This window comes from Lentilactobacillus raoultii (assembly GCF_900411375.1).
Lineage (GTDB): Bacteria > Bacillota > Bacilli > Lactobacillales > Lactobacillaceae > Lentilactobacillus > Lentilactobacillus raoultii.
Window position 1 is genome coordinate 51754 of sequence record NZ_LS422986.1, and the last position, 23504, is coordinate 75257.

24 protein-coding genes and 1 pseudogene are annotated in these 23504 nt (G+C 40.3%); 15 read left to right on the forward strand and 10 right to left on the reverse strand.

Translation table 11 applies throughout. From position 1 onward, the window contains the following. Positions 1-72 precede the first annotated feature (72 nt). A complete protein-coding gene (gene budA, locus ED605_RS05895) occupies positions 73-783 on the reverse strand; it encodes an acetolactate decarboxylase (RefSeq protein ID WP_121977976.1) in 711 nt (236 codons plus the stop codon). Between the two features lie 18 nt (positions 784-801). Next, positions 802-2478, reverse strand: coding sequence for an acetolactate synthase AlsS (alsS, locus tag ED605_RS05900; RefSeq protein WP_191981348.1), 1677 nt, complete (start codon positions 2476-2478; stop codon positions 802-804). Between the two features lie 139 nt (positions 2479-2617). Here alsS and ED605_RS05905 point away from each other — a divergent pair, with 139 nt between their 5' ends. The 6 genes from ED605_RS05905 (at position 2618) to ED605_RS05930 (ending at position 7790) form a co-directional block, all read left to right on the forward strand. Further along, positions 2618-3046: a MarR family winged helix-turn-helix transcriptional regulator gene (locus tag ED605_RS05905; protein WP_191981353.1), complete on the forward strand. Its 429-nt coding sequence runs from the start codon at positions 2618-2620 to the stop codon at positions 3044-3046. Further along, positions 3043-3735, forward strand: a complete 693-nt coding sequence (locus ED605_RS05910) for a YjjG family noncanonical pyrimidine nucleotidase (RefSeq protein ID WP_225419056.1) — start codon at positions 3043-3045, stop codon at positions 3733-3735. The genes ED605_RS05905 and ED605_RS05910 overlap by 4 nt, the downstream gene beginning before the upstream one ends. A gap of 260 nt (positions 3736-3995) precedes the next feature. After that, a complete protein-coding gene (locus tag ED605_RS05915; RefSeq protein ID WP_121977979.1) occupies positions 3996-5318 on the forward strand; it encodes an MFS transporter in 1323 nt (440 codons plus the stop codon). Positions 5319-5441: 123 nt separating this feature from the next. Continuing rightward, a complete protein-coding gene (locus ED605_RS05920; RefSeq protein WP_121977980.1) occupies positions 5442-5921 on the forward strand; it encodes a Dps family protein in 480 nt (159 codons plus the stop codon). A gap of 151 nt (positions 5922-6072) precedes the next feature. After that, on the forward strand, positions 6073-6990 hold the full coding sequence (locus tag ED605_RS05925; RefSeq protein WP_121977981.1) for an aldo/keto reductase: 918 nt from the start codon (positions 6073-6075) through the stop codon (positions 6988-6990). 110 nt (positions 6991-7100) lie between these two features. Next, positions 7101-7790, forward strand: a complete 690-nt coding sequence (locus ED605_RS05930) for a GTP pyrophosphokinase (RefSeq protein ID WP_121977982.1) — start codon at positions 7101-7103, stop codon at positions 7788-7790. A gap of 1 nt (position 7791) precedes the next feature. Here the strand turns inward: ED605_RS05930 and ED605_RS05935 are convergent, their stop codons facing one another. The 5 genes from ED605_RS05935 to hemH all read right to left on the reverse strand — a co-directional run bounded on the left by ED605_RS05935 (position 7792) and on the right by hemH (position 13161). After that, the gene (locus tag ED605_RS05935; RefSeq protein WP_225419057.1) at positions 7792-8985 is read right to left on the reverse strand and encodes an oxidoreductase; all 1194 of its coding nucleotides are present in this window, start codon (positions 8983-8985) and stop codon (positions 7792-7794) included. Positions 8986-8990: 5 nt separating this feature from the next. Further along, positions 8991-9920: a nucleoside hydrolase gene (locus ED605_RS05940; RefSeq protein ID WP_121977984.1), complete on the reverse strand. Its 930-nt coding sequence runs from the start codon at positions 9918-9920 to the stop codon at positions 8991-8993. A 112-nt stretch (positions 9921-10032) separates the two neighbouring features. After that, positions 10033-10794: a flavodoxin family protein gene (locus ED605_RS05945; RefSeq protein ID WP_121977985.1), complete on the reverse strand. Its 762-nt coding sequence runs from the start codon at positions 10792-10794 to the stop codon at positions 10033-10035. Between the two features lie 80 nt (positions 10795-10874). Beyond that, entirely contained in the window at positions 10875-12197 is a 1323-nt protein-coding gene (locus tag ED605_RS05950; protein ID WP_370824572.1) for an Nramp family divalent metal transporter, read from the reverse strand. Further along, positions 12184-13161: a ferrochelatase gene (hemH, locus tag ED605_RS05955; protein ID WP_121977987.1), complete on the reverse strand. Its 978-nt coding sequence runs from the start codon at positions 13159-13161 to the stop codon at positions 12184-12186. Before hemH ends, ED605_RS05950 begins: the two co-directional genes overlap by 14 nt. Before the next feature lie 234 nt (positions 13162-13395). Between hemH and ED605_RS05960 the strand changes: the two genes are divergently transcribed. The 9 genes and pseudogenes from ED605_RS05960 (at position 13396) to ED605_RS06010 (ending at position 20629) form a co-directional block, all read left to right on the forward strand. Continuing rightward, complete coding sequence (locus ED605_RS05960) at positions 13396-13722, forward strand: hypothetical protein (protein ID WP_225419058.1); 327 nt, start codon at positions 13396-13398, stop codon at positions 13720-13722. 14 nt (positions 13723-13736) lie between these two features. Further along, the gene (locus ED605_RS05965; RefSeq protein WP_121977988.1) at positions 13737-14579 is read left to right on the forward strand and encodes an aldo/keto reductase; all 843 of its coding nucleotides are present in this window, start codon (positions 13737-13739) and stop codon (positions 14577-14579) included. A gap of 63 nt (positions 14580-14642) precedes the next feature. Continuing rightward, positions 14643-15041: a hypothetical protein gene (locus ED605_RS05970; RefSeq protein ID WP_121977989.1), complete on the forward strand. Its 399-nt coding sequence runs from the start codon at positions 14643-14645 to the stop codon at positions 15039-15041. Between the two features lie 271 nt (positions 15042-15312). Next, positions 15313-16191 (forward strand): annotated as a pseudogene (locus tag ED605_RS15055) (IS982 family transposase); the annotation flags it as partial. Positions 16192-16851: 660 nt separating this feature from the next. Beyond that, a complete protein-coding gene (locus tag ED605_RS05985) occupies positions 16852-17568 on the forward strand; it encodes an ATP-binding cassette domain-containing protein (RefSeq protein WP_121977992.1) in 717 nt (238 codons plus the stop codon). Next, complete coding sequence (locus ED605_RS05990; RefSeq protein WP_121977993.1) at positions 17534-18907, forward strand: hypothetical protein; 1374 nt, start codon at positions 17534-17536, stop codon at positions 18905-18907. Before ED605_RS05985 ends, ED605_RS05990 begins: the two co-directional genes overlap by 35 nt. Positions 18908-19224: 317 nt before the next feature. Continuing rightward, positions 19225-19548: a metalloprotease family protein gene (locus ED605_RS15070; protein WP_225419085.1), complete on the forward strand. Its 324-nt coding sequence runs from the start codon at positions 19225-19227 to the stop codon at positions 19546-19548. 1 nt (position 19549) lies between these two features. Then, entirely contained in the window at positions 19550-20065 is a 516-nt protein-coding gene (locus tag ED605_RS06005) for a transporter (RefSeq protein ID WP_121977996.1), read from the forward strand. 180 nt (positions 20066-20245) lie between these two features. Further along, the gene (locus ED605_RS06010) at positions 20246-20629 is read left to right on the forward strand and encodes a hypothetical protein (protein ID WP_121978315.1); all 384 of its coding nucleotides are present in this window, start codon (positions 20246-20248) and stop codon (positions 20627-20629) included. 702 nt (positions 20630-21331) lie between these two features. On the opposite strand, the gene ED605_RS06015 is transcribed toward ED605_RS06010, so the two are convergent. From ED605_RS06015 to ED605_RS06025, 3 genes are all read right to left on the reverse strand, one after another. Continuing rightward, positions 21332-21664 (reverse strand): DUF4260 family protein, encoded by a 333-nt coding sequence (locus tag ED605_RS06015; protein ID WP_162919760.1) that lies wholly within the window; start codon positions 21662-21664, stop codon positions 21332-21334. 80 nt (positions 21665-21744) lie between these two features. Further along, positions 21745-22362: a TetR/AcrR family transcriptional regulator gene (locus ED605_RS06020; protein WP_121977998.1), complete on the reverse strand. Its 618-nt coding sequence runs from the start codon at positions 22360-22362 to the stop codon at positions 21745-21747. 413 nt (positions 22363-22775) lie between these two features. After that, positions 22776-23495 carry a uroporphyrinogen-III synthase gene (locus ED605_RS06025; RefSeq protein WP_121977999.1) on the reverse strand — a complete coding sequence of 240 codons (720 nt, stop codon included), beginning with the start codon at positions 23493-23495 and terminating at the stop codon, positions 22776-22778. Positions 23496-23504 lie beyond the last annotated feature (9 nt).

The window sequence follows — 23504 nt, forward strand, 5'->3', positions numbered from 1 at the left end:
CGAAAACTATTTTTTTACTAATTTTGAGAAAGATTTTAGTTTATTTTAGTAATCACGAATTTAATCATTAGTTTATTCAGACGTGTGGATGCTTTCAAAGATGTTGTCGGTTGAAAAGTCGTGTTGCATGTAGTCTTTATCATTAACCGGCAGATGTTGCTCAAACGTATCGAACAACTGGTAGGAGACATCCCCTTTATCTAAGTGAAAATCCAACACATGCCCACCAAATTGATGATCATCTGATAAAAAGTGATGATGAAAGCCCGCTACTGCCGCACCATCAAATAGTTCCGGTGAATAATAACCAATCAAAGTCCCTTTAACTTGATCTTTGGTGAAGATCTTTTGATTTCGAGCCGTTTGTGCCAAGGTGTGAAACGGTGGTTCGGACTTTCTAACCGCTCGGGTTTTGACATCCGAAAAGCTCCCTGTAATTTTAATGGAAAAAAAGGTATTCGCTGCCCTGCTTAACGACACAACCTGTTCATTCAGATCATCTTGAGACACGTTTTCTAATTCGGCTAATGGTGAGTATCGCGCATAGTGAGCGTTGGCAAACGGCATGGTAAATGAATCAGGCACCAAGTTAACTTTGCCACTGGCATCCACTTGGTAACCTTTCCCATCTAAAATAATCAATTCACCGTCGAGGCCTTCGCCAGTCCCAATCCCGGTATCACCATGTTTTAACAGCTCTCCCATTGTCATTGTTCCCCGCAGCAAACCGGGAACCAATAGTGCCAGCGTTCCGTGCTGGTATAAAGTTGTATGCTTCGCCATATTATAACTTCCTTATTCCTAGTTTAAGATATCTTTTAATAACGCAGACTTCAACTTAATGTTATCACGATAATCAACTGGAATGTCAACAATTACCGGACCATCTGTCGCAAATGCCTGATCCAAAATATCGCCGAGCTTAGCTGGATCACTCACCCGTAAGCCAGTTGCGCCAAAGCTTTCTGCATATTTAACGTAATCAACTGGGCCAAATTTCACTCCGGCATTCCGACCATATTTAGCTTCCTCTTGAAATTTAACCATATCATAGTAGCCATCATTCCAAATCAGCTGCACGATGTTCAAATTTAGTCGAACCGCGGTTTCCAGTTCTTGACCGGAAAATAGAAACCCACCGTCACCGGAAACGGAAACCACTTTCTCATTTGGCCGAACCAGTTTTGCGGCGATTGCCCAAGGTAATGAGACACCCAGTGTCTGCATCCCGTTGCTAAACAACAGGTGGCGTGGCCGATAACTTCTAAAATGGCGGGCCATCCAAATATAATGGCTACCAACATCCACCGTTACCGTGGTATCGTCATCGACCCGTTTTTGAAGTTCATTGATAATCGTCAGGGGATGAACTTTTCCGGTTTCACTAACCGTTTCACTTACTTTTTCTGCTTCAAAGTCCTGCTTCAAAGTTTTTAAACGAGAAACTGCTTCCTCTGAGAGCTGATAATCAGCCGGGAGCTCATCCGTCAAAGCCGTTAAAGTGGCCGCAATGTCGGCAGTGATCGTTACATCTGGTTGATAATCGTTACTGAGTTCGGGAGCCACACTATCCAAATTAATGATGGTATCATTATGTTCCACATGCCAATTTCTGGCTTCGTATTCAACCGGATCATAGCCAAGCGTTATTACCAAATCACTTTGTTTAAGCAGCGTATCCCCAATCTGATTGCGGAATAAACCAACCCGACCAAAGAAATCCTGCTCATATTCGCGAGAAATAATGCCAGCACCCTGATAGGTTTCGACAACCGGCAATGAAACTTTGGCTAATAACCGGTGCAGTGCTGCTGTAACTTCCTGTGAGGATGCCCGCATGCCGGCTAAAATCACCGGCAATTTGGCCTTTTTAAGCAACGTCACAATCTGAGCCAACGTTTGAGGCGATGCTTGACTGGCTTGGGACTCAGCTAATGACTTGATGACCGGTCGGGAAACGTCATCGCTCAAGACATCGGCCGGCAGAGATATGAAGGCTGCACCCGCTTTAGGCGAAACCGCCGCTGTATAGGCATTCATAAAGGCTTCTGATAAGTTATTAGCATCCTGAACTTCCACACTGCTCTTGGCTGCGAAGCTCATTAATTCCTTGCTGGGGATACTTTGATGGGTTAGCCGTGACAGGTCATCCCGGGGAACCTCGCCACCAAGTGCAATCACTGGGTCACCTTCAGCCGTGGCCGTCATTAAAGCAGTGGTCAAATTAGACACCCCGGGACCGGATGTCGTTGCCACTACGCCGGGCTTACCGGTTAACCGACCAATGCCGGCCGCGATAAAGGCCGCGTTTTGTTCGTGACGGGTCACAATGAGCTTTGGGACATTCGGATCATCACTGTATTGTAGATCCTCGAATAACTGATCGACTTTTGCGCCGGGAATGCCAAACACGTACTTAATTCCCTGATTAATCATTGATTGAATTAAAGCTTGAGAACCACGTTTTTTAGTTGCCATGATTGGACACCTCTCTATTTTCCTGTGTTGATAATTCAACTTACTTTCAAAAGATTAATGCCCGCATGTTGAATTGTCAACTAATAAATGTTAAAGTTTCAATTTGAAAAGATCATTTTTAGTGAAAGGACCAGAACTTTTGAAAGATATCGGGTATCTCGCACAGGATATTTCAATTTTGCACCGGCAATATTATAAAGATACCGGTAAATTATTTAAAAAACACCATCTCAATCCGACGGCTGCCTGCATTCTGTTGACAGTCAAGGACAATCAGTATATCAACCAAAACCAAGTGGCCAAGTCCTTAGTCATTGACAAGGGATTGGCTGCCCGGGAAATTAAAAAAATGCAGGATTTGGGTTACTTGACCAAATCGGCCGGAATTGGGAAGTCGATCATTCTGCATTTGACGGATGACGGTCAAAAAATTGTCCCCGTGATCCAAAGCATTCGTAAAAACTGGTGGGAAAACCGCTTCAGCGAAACCGGTATTAAGCCGGATAGCCCACTAATTCCGGCAATTGAAAAGGTCGTTGAATCCATCGTGAGCGAAAGTTTGGAGTGATTAATTTGGCTTATTCAACCCTCTTATTTGATATTGACGACACCATCTTGGATTTTCAAGCATCTGAAAAACAGGCGTTAAAAAAGTTGTTTAACCATCTCCACCAGCCATTAACCGCTACAATGGCTAATTATTATCAGCAGTTAAACGTCACGCTTTGGCAGCGGTACGAACGGGGAGAAATTGCTCGTGCAGACCTGCTAAATCAGCGTTTCACCTTGTTTTTTCATCACTTCGGTGAGGATGTTGACGGCATCGCGACTGAAAGGATCTATCGGCAGTATTTGGCGGAAGGCCATCAACCAATGCCGGGTGCTCCTTCCCTGCTAGCGGACCTCAGCCGAGATTATGAACTGTACATTATCACTAACGGGATTGCCCAAACTCAGATTCGACGCATCCGGGAAGCCGGGTTTGCTCCCTATTTTCGGCAATTGTTCATTTCGGAGCAGATCGGTGCTCAAAAACCCAGTCAGGCCTTTTTTAAATCGGTGGCTCATCAAATTGATCACTTTAAAAAAGCTGATACGCTGGTGATCGGCGACTCACTGACTTCCGATATTCTTGGTGCTGCAAACTATGGATTGGATTCCGTCTGGTTCAATCCGCATCATCTCGTCAATCAAACACCTACCACGCCGACTTATGAAATTGACCGCTTAAATCAATTGAAAATAATCTGCAGCTAAAAACTGGTGACGTGCCCAAAACTAAAGCTTGGGAACGTCACTTTTTTGGTAATTTAGTGACTTTAAGGATATCTTTCCTAACATTAATGTTTGCACCTGGTGCCAGATTAAATTATAATATGAAAATAATAAGAATTTTACAAATATTATACTGTTTTCGGCTTTTTATTCAATTTTGTAATTATTCCGAAATGAACAACTAACTATCAAAACAAAGATGTCGTTGCCACAATGTTTTCCCATTAAGGAGGTTGGTTTTTATGCAAAAATTAAGTCAAAAAAGAATTACTGCTAATATTATCAAAGGCTCACTTGGTAATATGGTCGAATGGTTTGACTGGTACATTTATGCCTCATTCGCAATTTATTTTGCCGCGTCATTCTTCCCTGATGGTAACCAGACAGTTGAATTATTGAGTACGGCAGCGGTCTTTGCCGTTGGCTTTCTAATGCGGCCCTTTGGCAGTTTCATTATGGGCAAGTATGCTGATCAACACGGGCGACGCGCTGCCCTGACCCTCTCCGTCAGCATTATGGCAGGCGGGTCGTTACTAATCGCATTGATCCCAACCTATTCAACCATTGGGCTGTTTTCACCGTTATTATTGGTATTAATTCGAATGGTTCAGGGATTGTCCCTCGGCGGCGAATATGGCATTTCTGCCACCTATTTGTCAGAAATGGCCACAGCTAATCGACGCGGTTATTACGCCTCATTTCAATACGTCACCTTAATCAGCGGTCAGCTACTGGCACTATTGATTCAAATTGGCTTGCAAGCAATCCTCACCGACAACCAACTTCGTGAGTTTGGCTGGCGGATTCCGTTTGGCATTGGCGCTGTCGGAGCTTTAATTGTGCTTTATTTACGACTCTCAATGGATGAAACCACCCAGTTTAAACAAGCCGAAAAGACCACTTCCACTCGCGGAACGCTTCGCAAATTAGCCAAATATCCCGGCCAGGTGTTAACGGTGATGGGCCTGACCTTCGGCGGAACAATTGCCTTTTACACCTACACGACCTATATGCAAAAATACATGATTAATACACTGGGGTTACCAGCTAAATCAGTAACCTTGATTAACTTTCTGGCACTCCTGATTTTTATGGGACTGCAGCCACTCTTCGGTCATATTTCCGATAAAATCGGTCGTAAACCGCTGCTATACTGGTTTGGCATTGGTGGGACCTTATTGACCATACCGATTTTTCTGGGACTTCAATTTTTCGATAGCGAATTCAGTGCTTTCCTGTTAATGATGGCCGGTTTATTAATCGTCAGCGGCTACACGTCCATCAACGCCGTGGTTAAAGCTGAACTATTTCCAACTGAAATCCGGGCCCTGGGCGTTGGTTTCCCATATGGCTTAACCGTGGCCATTTTTGGTGGGACCGTGGAATACGTCGCACTCTGGCTAAAAAACATCGGTCATGAAGATTGGTTCTTCTACTACGTTTCGGCTGCCGCTTTCGTCAGTTTCCTGGTTTACGTTCGTATGCTGGAAACCTCAAAGCACTCTGCTTTGAACGAAACTGATCAGCAACCATCAGAAACAGACAATCCGGAACAAGCTTCCTAAATTTAATCAACCGCTATCCCAAAAATTGCGAGTCACATTGCTTGCGTTCTTTTCCCGATTATGGATAAACTAGGAATGTAGATAGGTAACTTCATTCATTTTAACTTATAGGAGGGTTTATCAATGGCAAGTAACTATGATTTTCCAAAGACTCGTGAACAGTTGAATCAATTAGTTGCCGATTTAACGCAACTTCAAGCCAACATTCAACAAACTCATTGGTACATGCGCGGTGAAAACTTCTTTAGACTTCATCCACTGATGGATGACTATAAAGATCAATTAGCCGACCAATTAGATAACGTCGCGGAACGATTGATTGCAATCAACGGCTCCCCATACGCCACAACTCATGAATTTATTGAGCACACTGGTTTACCCGATGAAAAAGTAACCTGGGATCAACTCACCATGCGTGATTTCATGCAGCGCCTTTCTGATCAGTTCAAATACCTGCGTGATCAATATCAAAAGGGAATTGAAGTCACTGACGACGAAAAGGACTTTCCAACTCAAGACATGCTAAATGGTTTTAAAGAAGACATCGATAAAAACATTTGGATGATCAATGCTTACCTTGGCAAAGGACCCTATGACGAATAATCGTCATTCTTAATATCTGATTAATCTGAATCACGTTGTCTGGCAGTAATGACAGAATTGCATTACAATCTAAGAGACTGGTAATTAATCACCGGTCTCTTTATTTTTCACAAAACGCTTATCATGTTGATAACCGGGAGGTACAGCTTAAATGACACAAACAGTTAAAATTGGTAAAAGTAATGTTGTCACGACCCCACTTGGCTTAGGTACCAATAAGGTTGGTGGCCACAACTTATTTGATGGTTTAAAAGACGAAAACGGCGTTCAGGTTGTGAAAGCCGCCTTGAATGACGGTATTTCACTATTGGACACCGCATATATGTATGGCCTTGGTAAATCAGAAGAAATTATCGGTGACGTCACTCAAAATTACGATCGTGATAAATTTGTCATTGCGACCAAGGCTGCCCAGGATCCCAATAATCACTTAAAACCGAATAACGATCCAAAATTTTTAAAGCAATCCGTTGACGATGCTTTAAAGCGGCTCCAAACAGATTACCTGGATATTTTTTACATCCATTTTCCCGACGACCACACGCCTAAAGCAGAAGCCGTCCACGCACTGGCTGAAGAAAAACAGGCCGGTAAAATTAAGGCAATTGGCGTCTCAAACTTTTCATTAACTCAAATCAAAGAAGCTAATGCGGATAATCAAGTTGATATTGTGGAAGACAATTACAGCTTGGTTCATCGCGAAGCCGAAAAAGAAGAGCTGCCCTATCTTAAAGCTCATCAAATTTCGTTTGTCCCATACTTTCCACTGGCTTCGGGCTTGCTGACAGGAAAATATACGCCTGCCGATGGTCAGCATTTCTCCCAATTTTCAGCTGAGCAATACACAACCATCATGCAGGCATTGGAAAAGGTCAAAGCAATCGCCGTTAATCATCAGGCAACGGTTGCTCAAACCATTCTCGCCTGGTACATCAAAGATCCAGACATCAGTGTGGTTATCCCGGGTGCCCGATTGGCTGATCAGGTTCACAGTAATGCCCAAGCATTAAACATTCAATTAAGCGACGATGAATTCAAGCAAATTGATCAGTTGTTTAAAGACTTTTAACAACTGGTTACATCTGAATCGTCAATCATAAAAGGACCGAATAAGTTGGTTTTCGGCCCTTTTATGCTACATATCCAATCAACACTATTTTAAAATGAGGCGAACGACAAATGATTCTTGAACGAAATAATTTTTTAAATATCAAGCAAATTGAAGAGCAATTTAATCGATTGAATTTACAAGATCGCATTCCCGATGTTAAAGAATTAATCAATATTTACCAACTTTGCCATGCCGGCGCCAACGAGATTGGGACTAAGTTGGAAAATCTTGATGATGAGTATTCAATGGCCGATGACCATAATCCGATTCACCATATGGAAGAACGGCTAAAATCAGTCGACAGTTTATTTGGAAAGTTAAAGCGCAAAGGATACGATCTTACCATCGAAAACGTTGGCGAACACATTCATGATATTGCTGGCATCCGAGTAGTCACCAATTACATTGATGACATCTACACCGTGGAACAGGCATTGTCTGAGCAATCCGATGTCACGGTGCTAAAACGCAAAGATTACATCGAAAACCCAAAGAAAAGTGGTTATCGAAGTTTGCATTTAGTGGTTTCCGTTCCCGTTTTTCAATCCAAGGGTGTGTTTGATGTCCCCGTCGAAATTCAATTTCGAACCATTGGCATGGACATGTGGGCTAGCTTGGAACATCAGTTAAGTTATAAGACCGATGCCGACCCTAAAAAGATTCAGCAGCATTCAGCCAATCTCAAACACTACGCCAAGGAACTTAATGACATCGAGATTCGCATGCAGGCGATCTTTCGCGATTTGCAAACTAAATGACCTATTGTGGCCGACGGGGCTTTAACCCCTTGAACCCGTGTAATCGAATTTCGGCTAAAATCGAACGCCAAGCATTTTGATAAGGAACCGTTGGCTTGCCTTCAGCGATTCTTCTAACCTGTTCCTCACAATAGCTGGTGACAATCACTGAACTCAAACGGTCATCCAGCCAATGACGCCCGTTTAAAAGCGGCAATTCGAGTGGTTGATAATTAGCATTAAAAATCTGATTCGGCAAATCCGGCATCACTGCCATCGGGGTACAAATCCCAATCAGATCGGCATCCTGTCGGCCAAGTGCTTCCTCCATTGCCGAAATATGCCGAAAACCGCCACTCAAGGCAATCGGCGTTTTAACCAATTGATGAATCAAATGGGCGTGGCCGGAAAAGCCCAGTTGTGAATTTTCATAATCATCCCCGGCAATTTCGACCATGTCAATTCCCAAAGCAGCCATTTTTCTAATCACTGCCGTAAAGTCTTCCTCTGTAAATCCATTTAAATCAATATCCGTTAAACTTAGCTTGAGACTAATCGGAAACTGGTTTCCGCATGCTTGACGAATTCCCTGATAAACGTCGACCAGAAACCGCAGCCGATTATCCAAGGAACCACCGTACTGATCAGTTCGCCGATTAGTTGTCCGTGATAAAAACTGATTAATTAGATAGCCAAAGGCACCATGCAGTTGAACACCGGTAAAGCCAGCCTCTTTGGCAATCACGGCACTTTTAACAAACTTTTGAATCAATTGATTAATCTCTACCGTTGTCAATGCTCTTGGAGCTGCAAATGCGTGCCGCTGTCGACCTTCGATTGGCACGCTGCTCGGTGCCACTGGTTGAGCAGTCACCTGTTTAGGGGCTTGTCGGCCAGGATGATTGAGTTGCATCCACAATTGGGTATGGTGCCGTGTTCCATTATCGGCCCACTGGCGCAATACCGGTAAATCGCGTTCATCATCAACGACCACGTTGCCGGGTTCGGCCAGTGCCTGTCGATCTACCATAACATTTCCGGTAATCACAATGCCCGCGCCACCATCGGCCCACTGCCGGTAAAGAGACGCAAACAGCGTATTGGGTTGATGATCTGTGGTCGCCATCGTTTCACTTAATGCCGTCTTAACAATTCGATTTTTAACCGTGACACCACAGGGCAGCGTCAACGAATTTGACAATTGTAAATAACTCATTAACATCACACTTCCCGTTTTAACAAATTGTCCACCCGATCAAAAAACTTTCGGGCATCCACTTCCGTTACTAGCTGGATCGGCCGCCCAGTATCGGTTTCGTACGTTTTACCGGCACTGGGTCCGTTAACCGTGACGTCACCCGTGACCTCTTTAGTTTTAACAATTTCGGGATATTGACTGGCCACCGTCGTTAACACATCCCACAAATAATAAGTTGAATCAGCTTCGTAGGAAGAGACCAGTGCGTATCCCTGTCCAACCAAATCAATCATTGGATAACGACGCAGATCAGCCCAATGTTGCTGAACCGTCGCATTTAGCGGCACTTGATTGGTACTTTCAAGCCCCACCATTTGAATTTTGATAGCTGAATTCCAAACGGTTTTAACGGCATAGGGATCCCAGTAGGCGTTCCATTCCGCACTGCCGTCGTGTTTGGGCTCCAAGACATTTCCTTTGGCGGTCATGGTGCCGCCCATCCAATAGAGCCGGTCAATCTTTTCAACAATCGACGGTTCGGCTTCCAGTGCCCGCGCCAAATCAGTCAGTGGGCCGGTCATAACCAAAGTTGTCTTGCCGGGTGTTTGCAAAAGCCGATCGACCATGTCCAAATGAGCCGGCTGATCAGCAATTGGCGCTTTAGTCGGCTGGTTTTCGTTTAAAATCGGAAAGGCATCAAACGAAAATGAACTCAATCGCCATTCTTTGGGAAATTGATGCACAGCTCGCGAATTGGAGGCCGCCACTTGAACGGCTGCTCCATGACCGAATTTGGCAATTAACTTTCGCGAAGCATCTACCGCCGGTTCCAAGTAGCCATCGGCATCAATCACGCCGACCCCCGTCAAGTGAACATCGGGCATTTGTAGTAATAGTAACAACGACACCAAATCATCAACGTTGCCGTCGTGATCAAAATACACATTTTTCAAGGCAATTCCCTCCTAATCAAACTAACTTTCTGACAACTTTTACCAAAATCATACCTTATTTGATAACCGGGCGCTACTTTGAAAAAGAACCGAACCGTTTTTATTCCACTGTCTACCTTCTACGATGTTTAACCACCGTGAAGAAATGAAGGATTGAAGCCAATAACACATAAAAAATAACCACAAAGGAGCCATAGCTTAACCAAAAACTGTGGCGAGGAAGCAAATGAAAGCCGGCTTGGATACCCATAGTTACCAGTGCCATAAACGCAATCATAAAGAACAATTCAATGTATCGTTTCAACGTACTGTCATCTCGTTTCTTAACAGAATTCAAACGCTGGCCCCATTTAAGGCAGGTTTGTTTTTTTGATTCGGGAAGTTCTTGCATCCCAAAAGTATTGGTCAACACCAGTTCATGTAGTTTAATCACACCGGCGGCCGTCATAACCTTATCAATCGTTCGAAAACTCTGATCGGTAACTCCGGTGACCCAGTTTTCAAACGTGCCAGTGTAACAGTCGGTGATACTTAAATAATGCTTGTTTTTAAAGCGATCCGGATGAGTGCCGCCCAAATGATCAATTCGCACCAACCGTTCTCGCATACAGTCGAAGAAGTCTTTCATTTTACCGGCCAAACCACCCCAATAAGTCGGCGCTGCCAAAACCCAAACATCGCTGGCCAGCATCTTCTGCTCGAGTTCATCCAATACCGGATTTGGTTGACCTTCCCGATCCGGTTTGAATGGATAATCCTCCAAATAAATTAACTCCGTTTGATTCGGTGCCTTAACACCGGCTAACACCGTTGATAGCATTTTTTCAGTAATGCCATCTCGTCGATGCGCACCTAAAATTCCTAATACTTTCACTAGTTGATCCCCCTAACGCATCAAATCGTCTGTTAAATTTAGCTTATCACCAAAACACCTAAACTCAAATGACCATCCAGTTAAACACTGAACATAAATTCAATGTTTAATATCATGATGATAGTGGTTAGCCCATATCCAAGCACCATTGTCCAGAACGAATTAACATGTGAACCCATAAGTTTGCGATTTCCAGTTAATGCGACCATTGGATATAGTGTCACCGGTAACGCGATGGATAAAGCAATCTGAGCAAACACAACCATCGCTTCAAAAGTTTGTTCATTAAAACCAACGATAAACCCAATGATTAAAATCGGAATCAACGTTACAAATCTGGTTAGCAGTCGTCGTTCCCACAACGGCAGTCGAATATTCAGATAACCCTCCATCACAATTTGCCCCGATAGCGTACTAGTGATTGAAGAAATCATTCCCGTTAGTAGCAGTGCAAACGCAAACAAGGTACTCATTAGCGAACTGGACAACGAACCAACGACTGTTGAACTCTTTAGCCCGTCATAAACATCACGAAAGGCTGTCAACTGGGCCCCTTTATGAAAAAAGAGCGTGCCTCCCAAAATCAGCAAAAGGGCATTGATTAAAAATGCGGCAATCAAATGAACATTGGAATCCCACTTTGCAAACCGTAACGCTTCATTCACCTGCTTTGGATCGTGATAATCATACCGCCGGCTTTGGGCTAAAGATGAGTGCAGATAGACATTGTGTGGCATGATTGTCGCCCCAATAATACTCAGACTTAAAACCAATTCCTGATGGTCCAACAAAATTTGCGACCCGGGAACCAGGCCATTTAAAATTTCGATCCACCCTGGATGGGCCCGAAAAACCTCAACGCTAAAGATAATCCCAATTGTCAAAATTGCCATTAAGACAATTAATTCGATTCGCCTAATCCCAAATCTTAAAAACAGCAGCACAACCAAAACATCCAGGATCGTCAGTAAAATTCCATAAATCAACGGTAGTCCGAAAAGTAACTTCAACGCAATTGAGGTGCCAACCACCCCGGTCATATCGGTTGCCATCATGGCAACTTCATTGATTAACCACAAACCATACCGAACGACTTTAGGTACTCTTTGAGCAATTGCTTGAGCCAGATCCTGCCGGGCAACAACCCCTAATTTTATTGACAGCGTCTGCATAAACATCGCCACTAGAATCGACAACAGCAATACTGAAAGTAATCTAAACCGGTACTGGCTGCCACCAGACAAAGACGTCAACCAATTTCCAGGATCCATGTAGCCAACCGCAACCAAGGCACCCGGACCACTATATGCTAAAAATTTTTGTAAGAAGGCCGTTTCATAAACACCAGGTACCTCAACACTGGCGTTAATTTCATCCAAACTTTTTTTATTAGGGTCGTTCACCTGAGCCATTCCCCTCCGTCCGTTTTAAATGATCAACACTTATATCTGCCAGGAAATCACAAAACGAATCACTTGCGTTCATTGGCGGAACTGCATCAAAAACTTTCCCGCCACTTGCTCGAAAGGTTTGGTAATTTTGAACGTTATTCTCTTCAATGGTTTCCAAGCAATCCTCTACAAATGACGGTGTCACAATCAACACATTTCGCTTGCCCATTGCAGCCAGTTGCATTAGCGTATTTTTAAGGTAGGGTTTTAGCCAAGGCATAGGTCCAAATTTTGATTGAAAGGCCATTTTGACTCTTTCATGCGGTAACTTTAGAAACTTAGTAACCGCGGCAGTAGTTTCTCGACATTCTTTCAGATAAGGATCCCCATGTTTAATCATCGATGTTGGAATCCCATGATAACTAAAAATCACTGAGTCGTAATCCTTCTTTTGATAACACTCATCAATTTGATGTGCTAATAATTTCTGATACTGTGTTTCATCATAAAAATGGCGAATGATGAGTGTTTCAATTCCAGAGGCTTTGACTTGTTGAATAATGCCGCCATGGGTGCTTTTTGTATATTGAGGAAATAACGGTAACACGACAATTCGGTCATCTCCCGCGTTTTTCATGAGATGTAGCTGTTGCTCAATATGTGGTTGACCATAAGTCATCGCATATTGAACGTCCCAATCTGGAAGCCGTAACTGAACTTTTCGACACATTTGCTTGGTATAACTGACCAGTGGCGAGCCATCCTTTCGCCACATATGCCGATAAAAAGTAGCCGAACGCCATGTCCTGGTTGGTAAAATCACGCCATTAAGCAACGGTTGCCAAAACCACCTTGGCAGTTCAACCACGTGTTGATCGCTTAGAAACTCCTTCAAATAGGCTTTAACATCCTTATTTAAGGGTGATGCCGGCGAACCTAAATTGACTAACAACAATCCCCGTTTATGTTGTTTCATGATCTTCCCCCCTTAAGAAATTTTAGGATAACTTTAAATTAACCATCTACTTGAATTTTATGCCTAATTTAAAACAGTGACAATTAAATTTTAATCAATCGTGTAAGATATGACCAATTCTGAAAAATGGTTTTCTAAAACCCGTTACGCAAGGCGGAAAATCTCGAGTTATGAATCGCAATCAATTGAATTGTTGAGTACAATAGAGATTACAGAGGGGGGACGTGATCAATCGTGAATAAATCCGAACAGTTCCTGGACTTTTTTAATAAGGCTTACAACGATCCCAACAAGCATAGCAATTACAGTACCAACAGCGAGCTGCGTTTTGACAGTCGCTCAGATGCTTTAACCGTTAAACACTTATTGGAAGATCAAAGTCCGTACGCCAAATACTATCATTTAAGCGCCGAATATATTAATCCCAATCAATCCATGCAGGTCGGTTGGTATTTAACCGTCAGAAAGGTTGCCAATCTGCCAAAAGAAGGCCCGGCATCAAGTAATACCAAGCCACAAACTCATCAAAACGATCCAAAAGACACTCACCAAAACGATTAGGGGGCATTCATTATATGGTAAAAATTCCAAATATCACTTTAAACGATGGCTACAAATTACCCGCCCTGGGACTTGGAACCTATCAAATTCGGGGTGGCGAAGGGGTTCAGCAAATCCTCGCTGCCATTAAGGACGGTTACCGCGCTTTGGACACCGCTACTAATTACGACAATGAAGGCGTCGTAGGCGAAGCCATCCGTAAATCGGGGTTACCCCGTTCACAATTTATTGTAACTTCCAAGTTGCCCGGTAAATATCATGAATACAATGAAGCCACCAAAGCCATTCAAGAATCCATTTATCGATTGGGTATCGACTATCTGGATCTGTATCTCATTCACTGGCCATTGCCAAAGCGTAATCACTATGTCGAGGCCTTTCAAGCGATGATTGACGCCAAGAAGCGTGGTCTGATCCGTTCAGTTGGTGTGTCAAACTTTGAGCCGGAACACTTGGACCGGGTCATCAAAGAAACTGGCGTAACACCGGCAGTTAACCAAATCGAAATTCATCCCTATTGGGTTCAAGAACGAATGCTGGCTGAAGATCAAAAGCGTGGCATTGTGACAGAAGCTTGGAGCCCATTAGGCCGGGGAAATGGTGCCATTCAGGAACCATTGATTCAAAAGTTAGCCAAAAAGTATCATAAAAATGCCGGCCAAATTATTTTGAGATGGCACATCCAACGCGGCATCGTGCCAATTCCAAAATCTCGCAACTTGAATCATCAGCGCACCAATCTTGACGTCTTTAATTTTGATTTGACAGCTGACGAGATAAAGGAAATTAATGGTCTTAATAAACAGGATGGCCGCATTGATGGTCAGGATCCCAACGTTTACGAAGAGTTCGATTAACAGCCACTTTTTCCCAAAAAATAACACAAGTCCCTTATAATATCGAAAAAGGGGGCTTTTGTAATGGTACAGGAATTGGGGACGACAGATCTCGGCACGTATGAATACGTTTCACGCGTTTACAATGAAAATATGCGACTTAAGGATTACCAATTGCCCGTAACTGCTAAGGATGGCGAGATCACTTTCTTCGATACCGATGAAATCAACCTCACCATGCTCATCAAAAACCAACGGGTCCAAAAAATAACGATTGTCACGCCTACTCCTCAATCTTCAACCTATATGCAGGTCTTTGAAGGCTTTGAGTTTGGGTTGGATGCTTTGGGGACTTGGATTAACACCTACCACCGTTCGACATCGACCCACGGACCGGCGTCAGACGTGGTTAACGGGATTTTAGCCAGTTATAATACCACTCAGGATAACGTGTTAACAGTTGGTTTGACACGCGCTCAATAATTGAACTTCAGTCTAAAAACCAGGCATTCAAAATAAATGCCTGATTTTTTAATTAATAATACCAAGTTGAATGATAGGCTGCTATTTTTTCTTAACAACTACGCTACACTAACATACTATATAACGTGTTGTGTTAGTTGTGTAATTTTTGTAAAAAATTGACTAAACTGAGGCGTTACGTAACCAAAAAACCCGCATTTGCGGCAACTTCTATGGTGACTAAACCAAAGAAAGAAGGAACCCCACATGCGGGACTGCCCTCAATTGTCTTAAAAATCAATCCAGTTCAAGCCAATTACAAGAATTTATTGAAATCATTAATCCTATTTATCAGAAATTGGATCCTGCGATTCGCTTACGCCGCAATCACCAGCACTTGATTGCTTCAGACGTCGTTATTATGGCCACGATGTTGATGCGGTTTGAACAGCGCGACTGCTCAGAAAATCGTTTCTATCATGAGCTGGTGGCTTGGGGATTACGCTTACCGGAACGGTCGCGTTACCATCGGCGTTGTAAGGCGCTAACTCAGGTTTTAAAGCTGATTCGCGCTATTTTACTACGCCGCTGGCAGACCGCCACGCCTTATGAAATCATTGACAGTGCGCCAATTGTCTTAGCTTCGGAACGCCGTAGTTCACAAGCCAAGGTAATGAGAGGTCTGGCCCATAAAGGCTTTAATGCGACCAAGGGCCATTACTTTTATGGTTCTGAAACTACACGCAGTGATGGATGCCCAAGGCTATTTCCGCGCTTGGGAAGTTACCGCCGCCAACGTGGACGATCGGCGCGTGGCCGAAGAACTCTTGTTAGCGGCACCACATCGGTTTGTCTTGGCCGATGGCGGGGCTACCTAGGTCAACCTTTAAACGATCGTTTAGCCGCCACTTATGGGATCTATCTGTGGACACCTAAGCGCAAGAATATGAAGATAAATCCCAAAATTAACGTCGCCTAGTGTAAAAATCATCGGCGTCGGATTAAAACCGGCTTTGATAATGTAAACACGGCTGGTCATTTTGAACATCCGAGGATTCGGTCGTTTGAGGGACTAGATAGTCAGCTGTCGGTCATGTTTCTATGGCATACGATCAAGGTTCGCCAACAGCTGGAAGCAGGTTGCAGCGGACTTAAAATTATTGACTACTAAAAACTCAAATGTTACAAATATTTTATCTAGCACAACACGTTACATAATTCTAATGTGGTTTAATTTATAAATATTCACCTATTTGGCATGATTTTTTTATTTATATTTCACTATATATACTAAGATCTTTTGAAAAACCTTTCGAATCTAAAAACTCGATCACTTAACTATAATTGTTTATTCTTTATTCCATTTAAAAACGTGTATATATCGAATTTATGTATAAAATTGTGAACTAGTCATTAAAGTATCGTTACATTTTAATATTACAATCACAAAAAAATAATAATTTTTAACGAGTGTAATTCCTTTATGTAGATGAAATTTTATGTTATTTTTAGAGCGTAAAATGAATATAAATAATTTTTACGTTTTGCATAGAAAGGATGTTAACCATGGGAGCAATTATTTATTATCAATCATTATTAGAATCGAAGTATCACAATGTTGTGAAAAATAAATGGATCATTTGGCTTATTATTTTAATCGCACTTCTTGGTTCGATTGGGTACGCCTTTTACTGCGCTAGTAAAGGTTACAACTTCAGCGGTCAAGTACGTTGGCATGTTCCGAAGATAACTGATATTTCTATCGGCTGCACAAAGTAATCCTTGTTACTTTAAAAGACCTATTCCATATAGGCCTTTTTTGGAGGAGAATATGTTTACAATCAACCATTTAAAAAAGTCCTTTGATCACAATGATGTATTAAAAGATATTAGTGCATCTTTTCCTAAAAATAATATATCTATTATTGTCGGTGCAAATGGAAGTGGCAAAACTACGTTGATGAATATTATTAGTGGTTTAGTTGTTGCCGATAATGGAAATATTGATCTTGACGATATCCCATATAATAGCCAACATTATAGTGAAAATTTGTTTTACGTACCATCTGATTTCTATTTACCAGGATTCCTTTCTGGGAGAGAATATGTAAACTTTGTCTTAAGTCGTTATCCCCATCCTAATTATGACCTTCTTCCATACTTGTTTTCTCTTTTTGACTTAACCGATAGTCAAAATAAATTATTAGAGGGTTACTCCTTCGGAATGAAAAAGAAAGTACAGCTTATAGCAGCCCTTACAGTTGGCTCTAAATATTTATTTGCTGATGAAATTTTTAGCGGATTAGATTTTGAAACCGTATTGCTAGCTGAAGAACTTTTTTTAAAACTTCGTGAAAGTACAGGAATAGTAATTGTTTCTCATGAAATGAACACTTTGGAAAAATTCCCCCAAAATATATGGCTTATGAAAAGTGGCTTATTAGTTCCATATAACGGTGATGTTCGTTCCCTTCCTGATGCAATAAAGTCAACCGGAAAGTTAGGTGAAAAAATTGCTAGTATTAAAAGACATTTCCCAATTGCTTAAATTTCTTTATCAGGATGCATTTTATGGTCTATTCAATCATCCTTTTTTCAAAAGAAAAATTAATGTAATTATCTTGATATCGATCTTAGGTGCTTTATACCTGTCTTACTTCTATGTCAACATGAGACAGCTAGCAATTTTATCTAATTTTTCTAACGCAACTCCTGCTGAAATCGCTGTTGCATCTAAGATAACATTAATAAGCTTTTACGATGTAACCATCGTCTTATCTGTAGTAATATTCATGGTTATTAATTCTACAGGAGGACTAAGTAAAAATTCAATATACTTTGTAGCCACCTTACCTTTTAAAAGGAAAGAGGTACTCATTAGTTATAAAATTTTTAAACTTTCAATTGGAGCTACTTTATTTAGTATTCTCATCATTATTGTCACACCTGCCTTAAAACTAGTCACATCATCTTATATGATTGCCTTGACAATTCTGCTGTCTTTATACCTTGTTTTTGGAGCAATTTTTTTAATCATCAACAACTTGTATTCATTTATCAAGGTAAATATTTTCCACAATAATCGTCTTGGGATCTTAATCCTAAATCTGTGCATCCTATTAATCACTATTTTTTACTTTTTAGTTGGAAGGTATAAAGTTGAATATTTTATTGGAAATTCAATCGCTACTAAACCTCTTATTGTTATAACCAGCGTTTTATCTTCAATAATTCTATGGGTTGTCGGCTTCATCTCAATGAACAGGCTAGATATTCACACTCTTTTTACAATTAAGAAAGATTTTCTAGGCTTTCCTGTTAAGCCTCTCAAAGCCAGCACGCTCACTATGCCTATATTTGCCACTTTTAGGAACAAAAAATTTCTTTATTTCTCACTGATATTTGTACTTTTGGTTGCGTTAACAGTTATTTTCCAGAATAAACAAAATGAATTACAATTGTTAATCTATATGTCTCCATTGTTTGGTGTTCCACTCATGTCATACGCAGATGCTACCCTTGATTTTAGAAAAATGATCACATCTTTTAACGTTAAATCTATTAACGAACTCCAAGGCATTGTTTTAATAACTTTTATTATTTCAATCCCTAGTTTAATTATTGGACTTGCTTCCAATCAAAAGTTAATTTTGTTTTTTTTGACCATAAATATTGCACTATCCGGGATTATAATCGGATTTCTCTTTCCAAAATCTCAAGGTAATATTAATGATACCGTTTCATCAGTATTGCTAATTATTGTTATCATTTTGTTATTGCTTTCGTTAAATATCCAATGGGCATTATTTCCCATTTGCTGTTTTCTAATTATTTGCTTATACATTATATTAAAAAAGGAAACGGGGCCGCTATATGAACTACGCTAAACATCTCGGCTATGCATCGACCGTTTGGTTCGCTCTTCTAGTCGGAGATACACTGTATGAATTATTTCAAATCAACTCATCTGAGAGTGTGCATACTCTTTTAGGTTTAAAACTTACAGTTTTAATGACAAAGCATTCACTTACAACACATTTTATGCTGAATTGGCGTGTCGCGATAATCTATATTCTTTTTGTCTCCATTTGGTTCATTGGATATTTCTTTTATAATCTAAAGAAAAGCAAAAAATAAGAGATTGGAATTGATTATCTTGAATATTAATTTAGCTTTATTATTCCTTTTTTCTTTGTGTACGTCATTGTTAACTGTTGCCATTCATGAATTCACACACTGGATTTTTGCCAAAGCTCTTGGTCTAAATCCCAAATTTCAATTTTCACATTTTCTTACACCAGAGGTAGTCTATATCAACAAACATGACAATCTTAAAAACTTGATAGTATCTGTTTCAGCTCCAATTGTCCTTATCTTAATAGGGATTCTTACTCACTCAAATTCTATATACTTCCTTACTTTTAGGTTTCTTTGCTTTTTCAACGTATTTAATCTCTCACCCATAACTGCGGATGGCGAAGTTGCATTACTGTCAATTCTAAACATGCTAAGGAAAGGAACATCTTAAAATGAAAAAAATATTATTAACTATGCTGTCATTGTTTATCATTGCTGGAGCTGCTATTTATTTTTATACTAGCAAGTCGGATACCTCCTCAGCACAGTACAATGACAAAACGGAACAGTTTATTCATAAGAGTCCAGTCACTACTTTGCAAACGCTAAGCAATAAAAAACAAGGAATATACTACTTTGGTTTTCCAACTTGTCCATGGTGTTTAGAACTGCTGCCTGTCTTCAATAAAGCATTAAAAGAACATCATTTAAAGTCATATGTGACCAACACGCGGGCTGATAATTATACTAGCCAAGATAACATTAAATTAGAACGCATCTTTTTAAAATATCGAAAAGAAAAGAGACTATCAGTTCCATTTATTATTGAAATAACAAAAAGTGGTAAGGTGGAAACACACGTAGGAACCGTTCCCGGACATGATGCAGAAGTTCAGAAAATGACTACCCAACAGGAGAATAAGTTAAAAAGCCAGTTAAACGCAATGCTAGCCGATTTTAGTAATTAAACTTTTTAACTTTCTTTCGACAAATGAATAGACATCTTGCTGCTTACCAACAAACCTTGCTTTCTTAAATCTAATCGAAAAAGCTTCAAGGCCTGAAGCTTTTTTATTTTTCCCTAAAAGAAATCACTTTATAATTTACCAAACCATTCAATAGCTAGATATAGACTCTTAACTAATTTGATTGTGAATCCTCTCAAAACATTCTTCTACGTTTCGCACGTTTATAATGAAAATATGCGACTTAAGGATTACCAATTGCCCGTAACTGCTAAGGATGGCGAGATTACTTTCTTCGATACCGATGAAATCAACCTCACCATGCTCATCAAAAACCAACGGGTACAAAAAATAACGATTATCACGTCTATTCCTCAATCTTCAACCTATATGCAAGTCTTTGAGGGGTTTGAGTTTGGATTGGATGCTTTGGGGACCTGGATTAATACCTACCACCGTTCGACATCGACTCATGGGCCGGCGTCAGACGTGGTTAACGGGATTTTAGCCAGTTATAATACCACTCAGGATAACGTGTTAACAGTTAGCTTGACACGTGCTCAATAATTGAATTTCAGTATAAAAAACCAGGCATTCAAAATAGATGCCTGATTTTTTATTTGGCTGACAATTACCGATAAGTAGTCTAGTTCATTAAGTACTGTAACAGCATTTAAAGAGAGTCCCATTTCTACCCATGTTGCCTACGATATGATTCGGCCTGCCTTAACTGCCAACTTATCCAAGTACAAATGTCACGAGCAAAATAAATATGGTTTTTGATATTTTCGATAATGTTAATCCATCCGATATAATCGTTGACAGTTCGCTTAGAATCAAAATGACTGCACCAACGGTCAAAAGCAATATTCCCGAAACTACAAGAGTACCCATAAATTTCATAGACTTATAACCTCCAAACGAATAGAGCTTGCATGTGATTTAGATACCACAAAAGTTATCACAAAGCGGGATTTTTTGATTGTCATATCTTCAATTTAGATAATTTTATAATTTTATAATCTAAAGAAAAACCGATTATCTTAGCTATTAAAATAATGGCTGTCGTTTCACTAAATAATTCATCCTTAGCCGGTTGAGATGTAAAAGGAAAATTATCCAGCAATGGTAACTATAGCTGATTCAATTCAGTCCCAACGCGATATTTGCCCATGAATCATTGAAAACACATTTCAAAGCAGGGTAACGAATTGGAAGCATTAATCATTTAGGATATAGGATATCTTGAAATTCAAATTATTTAAAGCATCATCCTTCTCTAGGCATTAATCCCCAGCCCATTATTCTATCTACAAAAATATGAATTAGCCAAATTACAGAAAAAGCCAACATTTTATTATTTGCAATATTCAAACCAGCCACTAAATATAAAGAAATTAAAATTAATGGAAAGATCAATGTATGCCCTAAATTATAAAGTAGATTTCCAACCTTTTCAGAAAATAAGTAGCCTAATCCGCCAACATCAAATACAAGAAATGTAACTATAAAAAGCAAATAGCTACCTTTGATTTTATAATATAATATGAAAAGCATTATAATAATCGCGACGTATTCCGCTTTATAAATATAACGTTTCAAAAACATTCTACCTCATTTCCCTTCCCGACTTTCTTTTGTGAAATCTAGCCATGATTAATTTGATTTTTACGTATATTCCACTAATTTGAATCTCTTCGAAATTTGTCTTTTAAAAAAGTGTAATTAAAATAATCATCCACGATTTTCTTAAGCCTAGGGATCAACTCTTCACTTGGTTCCTTTGAACTAATGTATGTCATAACTGTTCCATGCAAAAAGTAAAATACTCCTCTAACTAAGTTAACTCTCAATTCACCATCTAAATTATCTGAAATAATCTTTTTTAACACTTCTTCTAGCAGATTTAAAGACTTCATGCGCATTTTACTTGTATCGTTTTTATAGCTCTTTTCATCAATCCTTTCTCCATCGTAAGTGGCTAAAAGTGGATAGAACTGTCGTTGAGCAATTCCAAATGCCACGTAATACTCACACATTAATAAAAACTTATCTTTATTAGATTTATCCGATTCATAAATCTCTTCAAATTTTAAATATAATTTTTTTAAAGGTTTTTCCGCAATCAAATTAAATAACTCTTGCTTATTGCCAAAATACAAATAAATAGTCGTATGAGAATAGCCGGCTTCCTTTGCAATATCACGGATAGATGTTCCATCAACTCCTTTATTCTCAAATAGTTTTCTTGCTGCTTCAATTATCTTTGCTCTTGCAGTTTGTATTTTAATCTCTTCCATTTCCTATATAACCAGTGGTTACTAACCGTTGGTTATACAATAAAATTATTTTATTTTTATGTCAAGACTCCTTGAAGTGAATATACAAAATATTTGCAGATGCTTATATTTTTGTTCTAGAAAAAAGTTAATTTTCAAATTTTGTATTCAAAAACTAGAGCCCATAAAGACTTTATTTCTTATCCTAGTCGAAAAAGCCTCGAGAGCCTCTCGAAGCTTCTTAATTTGTTTCTTAAAAAATCACTTTACAATTTACCACACCATTCAATAGCTAGACATAGACTCTTAACTAATCGTCTTAAAGCATTCTCCTAGATGATTACCACAGAAAAAATTGCCTTTGTACAATTACAACTTTGATTGCTTCCAGCCTCTAATTTTGTTTAACGTCTAATCCGACTACTCCCAACAAACTAACTCCTGACAATTCCAGCCTCATCCCAACACATTTTCAAAATCATTTGGGCTAACACGTTCGTGGCTTGATCCGGTTCTTTAACTGGTCGATGGTCCCGCCGGATTAATTGAGCAGTTTGCGCTCCCAGTGTGTAGTACGTTGGAGCAACAAAATTTGTCGGCAACTGGAACTCGATCTTTTTTAACCTGCGATAACTGGAAGGGCTGGTTACCAAGATCCGGTTAATTTGTTTAGCAACTAACAATTGACGGGCGCTTTCCTGTGCAGCCTCGTTCCAAGTATTCTCGTAAACTTTTACCCGTTGAACCGATTTTGGCAGTGACCGCGAGCCAGCCTTTAAATTACCGCTTAAAGCCACGATTCGATTCGTCGATGCCTGTAATATCGAGACCAGACTTCGCTGATTTTCTGCCAGCGAAACGGTGACATTGGTCATACCCGCTGCCTTTAGTCGCGTCGCCATTTTTTGACTAAGTACCAGCAAGCCTGCCGTGGCATTCAGCCGCCGCAGGTTTTTTAAGTAAACGGTAAGGGCAAATTGACTGGTAATCAAAAAAGAATCGGCCTGCCGGATTAACCAACGATCGTATTCAGTCAGTGCTATGGCACGCAACTGCCTTAGCGGACAATAGATTGGCGTTGTCACCTGATTGAGACGAGCTCTTAAAGCCGGCTCAATTTTTTCTTTGGGATAGGTTATTAAGAACTGAATCATGATCACTTC